Below are 6,924 nucleotides of genomic sequence, written 5' to 3'. Positions count from 1 at the left end.
TGGGTCGCAATCAGCCGTCGTTATCCGACCGGCACGCGCCTGTTCGGTAAGGTCTCCAACGTCACCGACTACGGCTGCTTCGTCGAGCTCGAGCCGGGCGTCGAAGGCCTCGTCCACGTTTCGGAAATGGATTGGACCAACAAGAACGTCAACCCGGCCAAGCTGGTCCAGGTCGGCGACGAAGTCGAGGTCATGGTGCTCGATGTGGACGAGGAGCGTCGCCGCATCTCGCTCGGCATGAAGCAGACCCAGTCGAATCCGTGGGAAGCGTTCGCCGCGATCCACAAGAAGAACGACAAGGTCTCCGGCCAGATCAAGTCGATCACCGATTTCGGCATCTTCATCGGTCTCGACGGCGGCATCGACGGCCTCGTCCACCTATCAGACATCTCCTGGCAGGCCACGGGCGAAGACCTCGTGCGCCAGTTCAAGAAGGGCGACACGGTCGAGGCGGTCGTGCTGGCGGTCGATCCGGAGCGTGAGCGCATCTCGCTCGGCATCAAGCAGCTCGAGCAGGATCCGTTCGGCCAGTTCATGGCGGCGAATCCGCGCGGCAGCATCGTCACCGGCACCGTGACGGCCGTCGACGCCAAGGGCGCGACGATCGATCTCGGCGACGGCGTCGAGGGCTATCTGCGTGCGAACGACATCGCCAAGGAACGCATCGAAGATGCCACGCAGCATCTGAAGGTCGGCGACAAGGTCGAAGCCAAGTACACCGGCATGGATCGCAAGGGCCGCATGCTGCAGCTGTCGATCCGCGCGAAGGACGAGGCGGAACTGGCCTCGGCGCTCGAAGAGTACCAGTCGGCCGCTGGCGGCACGACCAAGCTCGGCGCGCTGCTCAAGGAACAGCTCGGCAACAAAGGCTGAGTTGGCGCAATGGTCTACCCGGCCTCGTGCCGGGTAGACGACAAGAAACACAGGCCACGGGTTGCACGGATGGACGCGGATCAGGAAATTTTTGCATCATCCGTGTTTATCCATGCAATCCGTGGCTGAGTCGCTTTTTCGGGGGAAAAAGAAACCATGACCAAGTCGGAGCTGATCGAAGCCTTGGCTTCGCGGCAAAGTCATCTTGCCTTCAACGACGTCGAACTCGCGGTAAGGAACGTTCTCGATCAGGCCAGCCAGGCGCTGGCTCATGGCGAGCGCATCGAGATACGCGGCTTCGGCAGCTTCTCCCTGCATTTCCGCCCGCCGCGCATGGGGCGTAATCCGAAGACCGGCACGCCGGTCGCGCTGCCCGGCAAGCACGTGCCGCATTTCAAGCCCGGCAAGGAACTGCGCGAGCGAGTGAACGGCATTCCGGCCGACAAGCCCTGAATCCATCCGATCTGCGATAATCGCAGGCGTAGCGACTTTCGGCTCACGCATGCGTCTGGTCTGGATTCTGTTGATACTTGTTTTCGCCGCGGTGGGCGCGCTCTTCGGTGCACTCAATGGCGACGCTGTTGCCTACGATTTCTATTTCGCGGCGCTGACGGCACCGAAGGGCGCGATGCTGATTGCCGCGGCCCTGCTCGGTTGGCTGCTCGGCGGTGCCGTCGTCTATTTCGGTCTCGTGTTGCGTTTGCGCCGGCGCCTGCGTACGCAGATGCGCAAGTCAGCGGGATACGCCACCACCGCGGAAGAACGGTCTCTTCCGGCTCTGCAGGCCTCCCCGGATATGGGACACCATCAATGGGATAGCGGGCATCATCAATCGGATACCGGGCACCACCATTGATGCAAACCGTACAAATCCTCGCTCTGGTCTGCGCCGCGTTGCTGCCGGCCGCTGCCGTCTCCGGCTGGTATCTGGGCAAGCGCAGCAGTGAGCGCCGCCGCCATGCGCGCGTATCCGAACTGTCGTCGAGCTATTTCCGCGGCCTGAACTACCTGCTCAACGAGCAGCCCGACAAGGCGATCGAGGTGTTCCTCCAGCTCGCCGAGTACAACCGCGACACGGTCGAGACGCATCTCGCGCTCGGCAACCTGTTTCGCCGTCGTGGCGAGGTCGATCGCGCGATCCGCGTGCACCAGCATCTGATCGCGCGGCCGAATCTGTCCGAGGAAGAAAAGACGATCGCCCTGCTCGAACTCGGCGAGGATTACATGCGTGCGGGTCTTCTGGACCGCGCCGAAACGCTGTTCACCGACCTTGTCGCGATGGACGCGCAGGCGCCATCCGCGCTCAAGCACCTGATCGGCATCTACCAGCACGAGAAGGACTGGGAGAAGGCGATCGAGCACGCCCGGCGCATGGAGAAGATCACCGGCGAATCACAGGGCGCGACGATCGCGCAGTTCTATTGCGAGCTCGCCGAACAGGCGCGAGCGGCCAAGCAGTTCGACGATGCGCGCAAGTGGATCGACCAGGCGTTGCATAGCCAGCCCGAAAGCGTGCGCGCGCAGATCGTGCTCGGCCACCTCGAGCTGCAGGAGGGCAACGTCAAGGCAGCGGTCACCGCGTTCGAACGCGTTGCCACGCTCGACGTCGACTTCGTGCCCGAGATCCTGCCGCAACTGCTTGATTGCTACGCGCGCCTTGGCCAGATGCAGCGCGCGGAAAATTCCTGCTCGACAACATCGACCGCTCGCACGGCGTCGCCCCGGTGATCGCGCTGGCCAAGCTGTTCGCGAGCACGCGCGGCGAAGCGATCGCGATCGAATTCCTGACCCGCCAGTTGCGCCAACGTCCCTCGGTGCGCGGCCTGATGACCTTGATCGTCACCGATCTGCACCGCTCCGAAGGTCCGGCGCGCGACAATCTGCTCGTGCTGCAGGACCTGACCCGTCGCCTGCTCGAAGGCCAGGCTGCATATCGCTGCACGCGCTGCGGCTTCGGCGCCAAGTCGCATCACTGGCAGTGCCCGAGCTGCAAGACCTGGGGTTCGGTGCGACCGCTGCACGGCGTGGCGGGCGAGTAGGGCGCGTTCGTGTCCGACGCCTCGCCGATTCTTCCCAGCGCCCTGCTTTCCTTCGGTTTGATCGGCGCGAGTTTTGCGATCTCGGCGGCGGCGACCTGGATTGCGCTGCACTATGCGCGCCGCCGCGATTTGATCGATCTTCCTGGCCGGCGGCGCTCTCATGTCGTACCGACTCCGCGCGGCGGTGGCATTGGCATCGTCGTCGCGGTGCTGATCTGTTTTTGTCTGCCCTGGCGCGGCTGGTATTTGTCGACCTACGGTCTTCTGACCATGCTTCCTGTGCTCATGATCGCGGGCGTGGGCTGGATTGACGATCATCGCTCCCTGTCCGCCAAGGTGCGCATCGTGGTGCAATACATCGCCGTCCTGATCATTCCGACAGTCATCACGGTACTCATCGCCGCCGAACACGAGGCGTCTTCACTTCCTTCCTGGACGGATATTTTGTTGGTATTGACGATCGCGACTGCCGTCGTTTGGTCAATCAATCTCCACAATTTCATGGATGGCATCAATGGATTGCTCGCCTGTCAGGCGATCTTCGTGTTTGTCGCGTTGGCGACGCTGTGTTCCCTGCAGCCCGAATTCAGGACGCCCTTGCTTGTGCTCGCCGCCACGGTGCTCGGATTCCTGCCGTTCAACTTTCCGCGCGCCCGCATATTCATGGGCGATGTCGGCAGCGGCGTTTTGGGATTTTTGATTGCCGTGGCCGTGCTGATCGCGGTTTCGGAGGGGGCGAATTACGGACCGATGCGGCCAGTCGCGCTGAGCGGAATCATAGCGTGTTCCGCGTTCGTCACGGATGCGACCTGCACTCTGGCCTCGCGCATGCTGCGGGGTCGGCGCTGGTATAGTGCACATCGCGAACACTTGTACCAATGGATGGTGCGCGCAGGCCTGTCGCATGCGCGCGTTGTCGCATGCTATATGGCGTGGAACCTTTGCATTGTCGCGCCGGTCTTGTGGTTGCTTAACCGAGTGCCGGAACCTGGTTTGGATCACGGTACTGGAATTTTCCTGGAACGGAACGAACTGATTGCGTGCGCGGTCTTATACGCCGCTGCGGTGGCCCTATGGCTCGCCGGCAAACACTGGTGTTTGCAGCACGTGAAGAACGGCGGAAAGCTAAAAGTATAAAACGGGATTTTTCTTTCGATGCGCACGCGCAAACTGATCGCCACGATTCACCCGCGCCTCGCCGTCGTGTTACATGACCTCGCGATGGTCTGGCTCGCGTGGACGGTAACACACGGTCTGCGTTACAGCGTGGCCCCGAACGCGCCGCTGCAATCGATGTGGTGGGCGCCGGAAACGGCGATCGTGCTCGTCGTGCAGGGTGGCGTGTTCTGGTGGACCGGCTTGTACAAGGGGTTGTGGCGTTTTGCCAGCCTGCCCGACCTGTGGAATATCCTGCGCGCCAGCGCGCTCGGCGCACTGGGAATTGCCATCGCCTTGTTTCTTTACAATCGCCTGGATACCGTGCCGCGCGCGGTGCTCGTCGTCTATCCCATCGTGCTCGCGGTGTTTCTCGGCTTGCCACGGCTCGCGTATCGATACTGGAAAGACAGTCGACTGGATTTCACGCGGGGCGTGCCTGCCAAGCGCGTGCTCGTGCTCGGCGCCGGACGCGCAGGCGAGACACTGATTCGCGAGCTGTCGCAGGAGAGACGCTACCGCCCGGTGGGTATCCTCGATGACAACGCGCAGTTGCGCGGCGCCAAGGTGCACGGCGTGCCCGTGCTTGGCATGATCGAGCAACTGCCCGACATCGCCAGCGAAGTTGCCGCGCAGATGCTGCTGATCGCGATGCCCTCGGCGAGCAACGCGCAGATGCGCCGCATCGTCGAACTGTGCGAGGCGACCGGTGTTGCGTTCCGCACCGTGCCGCGGCTGCAGGACGTCGTCGCCGGACGCATGGCGTTCAACGAACTCAAGGAAGTCGCGATCGAGGACCTGCTCGGCCGTGACCCGGTGCAGCTCGACTGGACCGCAATCCGCACCGGTCTCTCCGGCGCGCGCGTGCTCGTCACCGGCGGCGGTGGCTCGATCGGCTCGGAACTGTGCCGCCAGGCCGCGCGCCTCGGCGTCGAATCGCTGACCGTGCTCGAACTGTCCGAATTCAATCTCTATCGGATCGAGCAGGAGCTCAAACAGGAATTCCCCGACCTCGTCTTCAATGCCGTGCTCGGCGATTGTGGCGATGCGATCGTCTGCGATCGCGTGTTCGCGCAGGCACGGCCGCAGATCGTGTTTCACGCGGCCGCATTCAAGCATGTGCCGCTGTTGCAGACGCAGGTGCGCGAGGCGTTCCGCAACAACGTGCTCGGTACGCAGACCGTCGCGCAGGCGGCGGACAAGTACGGCGTCGGCGGCTTCGTGCTGATCTCCACGGACAAGGCGGTCAACCCGACCAGCGTCATGGGCGCGTGCAAGCGCGCCGCGGAAATCTTCTGCCAGAACCTGGCCGCGCGTTCGCGCACGCGTTTCATCACGGTGCGGTTCGGCAACGTGCTTGATTCGGCCGGAAGCGTCGTGCCGCTGTTCCGCGAGCAGATTCGCGGCGGCGGGCCGGTTACGGTGACGCATCCGGAAATCACGCGCTACTTCATGACGATTCCCGAAGCTTGCCAGCTCATCCTGCAGGCCTCGGTGCTGGGGCAGGGCGGCGAGATCTTTGCGCTCGACATGGGCGAGCCGGTCAAGATCAGTTATCTCGCCGAGCAGATGATCCGCCTCGCGAACAAGGTGCCGGGCCGCGACGTGCACATCGTCTACACCGGCCTGCGCCCCGGCGAAAAATTGTTCGAGGAGCTGTTCCATTCGCAGGAAAATTACGTCGACACGAGCCATGCGAAGATTTTCCTCGCACAGCCGCGCAGCATGTCCTGGGACCTGCTCAACGCGCAGCTCGCGCGCGCGGCGCAGGCCGTGCGCGACTACGATGAAGAAACGCTGCGCCGCTGCCTGACGAACCTCTTGCCCGAGTTCGCCTGGCGCGACGAGGGCGAGGCCGAGGTCGTGCCGATCGCGCGCGGACAGGCGTGAAGAATTTTTGATGCTTTTGTTTGAGGAGTGACAATGGCGAAACCGATGCGCAAAGTGGTATTCCCCGTGGCCGGCCTCGGCACGCGCTTCCTGCCGGCGACGAAGACCGTTGCCAAGGAAATGCTGCCCGTGCTCGACCGGCCGCTGATCCAGTACGCGGTCGACGAAGCGGTCGACGCGGGCGCGGACACGCTGATCTTCGTCACCAACCGCTACAAACACGCGATCGCCGACTACTTCGATAAGGCCTACGAGCTCGAAGCCAAGCTCTCGCAGTCGGGCAAGAAGGAACTGCTCGCGCTCGTGCAGGGCACGCTGCCGAAGCACGTGCGTTGCATCTTCGTCACCCAGCCCGAGGCGCTCGGCCTCGGCCACGCCGTGCTCTGTGCGAAGCAGGTGGTCGGCGACGAGCCGTTCGGCGTGATCCTCGCCGACGATCTGATCTGGAATGCGGGCAAGAGCTGCCTGCGCCAGATGTCCGAATTGTCGATGCGCGAGAACGGCGCCGGCGTGATCGCCGTGGAAGAGGTTCCACGCGATCAGACCGACAAATACGGCATCGTCGATGCGACGAAAGTCTCTGATCGCGCGGCGAAGATCAACCTCGTCGTCGAGAAACCGAAGCCGGACGTCGCGCCGTCGAACCTCGCCATCGTCGGCCGCTACGTGCTGCCGGCGCGCATCTTCGAACTGCTCGAGAAGACCGAACCCGGCGCCGGCGGCGAGATCCAGCTCACCGACGCGATCGACGCGCTGCTCCGCGAGCGCTCCGTGCTCGCCTATCGCTTCGAGGGCACGCGTTTCGACTGCGGCAACAAGCTTGGCCTCGTCCAGGCGACGCTGCACATGGCGATGCAGGATCCCAAGCTAGCCGCGGCGACGAAGGACTTCATCCGCGAGTCGGGCCTGGGTTCCTGAGCGGATCGGCTGGAACGATTTCGCGGCGGAATACCGAATCGGCCGGAAA

General features: G+C 63.4%; 6 protein-coding genes and 1 pseudogene. All 7 read left to right on the top strand.

Annotated features, from left to right (window positions below; translation table 11 throughout):
• A partial coding sequence (locus VF497_RS13605; RefSeq protein WP_330889595.1) for a S1 RNA-binding domain-containing protein occupies positions 1-873 on the top strand: 873 nt, incomplete at its 5' end.
• Positions 874-1,029: 156 nt separating this feature from the next.
• A complete protein-coding gene (locus VF497_RS13600; RefSeq protein WP_330889593.1) occupies positions 1,030-1,326 on the top strand; it encodes an integration host factor subunit beta in 297 nt (98 codons plus the stop codon).
• 49 nt (positions 1,327-1,375) lie between these two features.
• Complete coding sequence (locus VF497_RS13595; protein ID WP_330889591.1) at positions 1,376-1,729, top strand: DUF1049 domain-containing protein; 354 nt, start codon at positions 1,376-1,378, stop codon at positions 1,727-1,729.
• Positions 1,729-2,912, top strand: a pseudogene (gene lapB / locus VF497_RS13590) (lipopolysaccharide assembly protein LapB). The gene VF497_RS13595 and the pseudogene lapB overlap by 1 nt, the downstream one beginning before the upstream one ends.
• Before the next feature lie 9 nt (positions 2,913-2,921).
• Positions 2,922-4,049: a glycosyltransferase family 4 protein gene (locus tag VF497_RS13585; RefSeq protein ID WP_330889589.1), complete on the top strand. Its 1,128-nt coding sequence runs from the start codon at positions 2,922-2,924 to the stop codon at positions 4,047-4,049.
• 18 nt (positions 4,050-4,067) lie between these two features.
• Entirely contained in the window at positions 4,068-5,957 is a 1,890-nt protein-coding gene (locus VF497_RS13580; protein ID WP_330889585.1) for a nucleoside-diphosphate sugar epimerase/dehydratase, read from the top strand.
• Positions 5,958-5,990: 33 nt separating this feature from the next.
• The gene (gene galU / locus VF497_RS13575; RefSeq protein WP_330889582.1) at positions 5,991-6,875 is read left to right on the top strand and encodes a UTP--glucose-1-phosphate uridylyltransferase GalU; all 885 of its coding nucleotides are present in this window, start codon (positions 5,991-5,993) and stop codon (positions 6,873-6,875) included.
• Positions 6,876-6,924: the final 49 nt, after the last annotated feature.

This window comes from Rudaea sp., from assembly GCF_036383415.1.
GTDB lineage: Bacteria > Pseudomonadota > Gammaproteobacteria > Xanthomonadales > Rhodanobacteraceae > Rudaea.
Note: the sequence above shows the minus strand (reverse complement) of the source record. Positions and strands in the feature narration are given on the sequence as shown.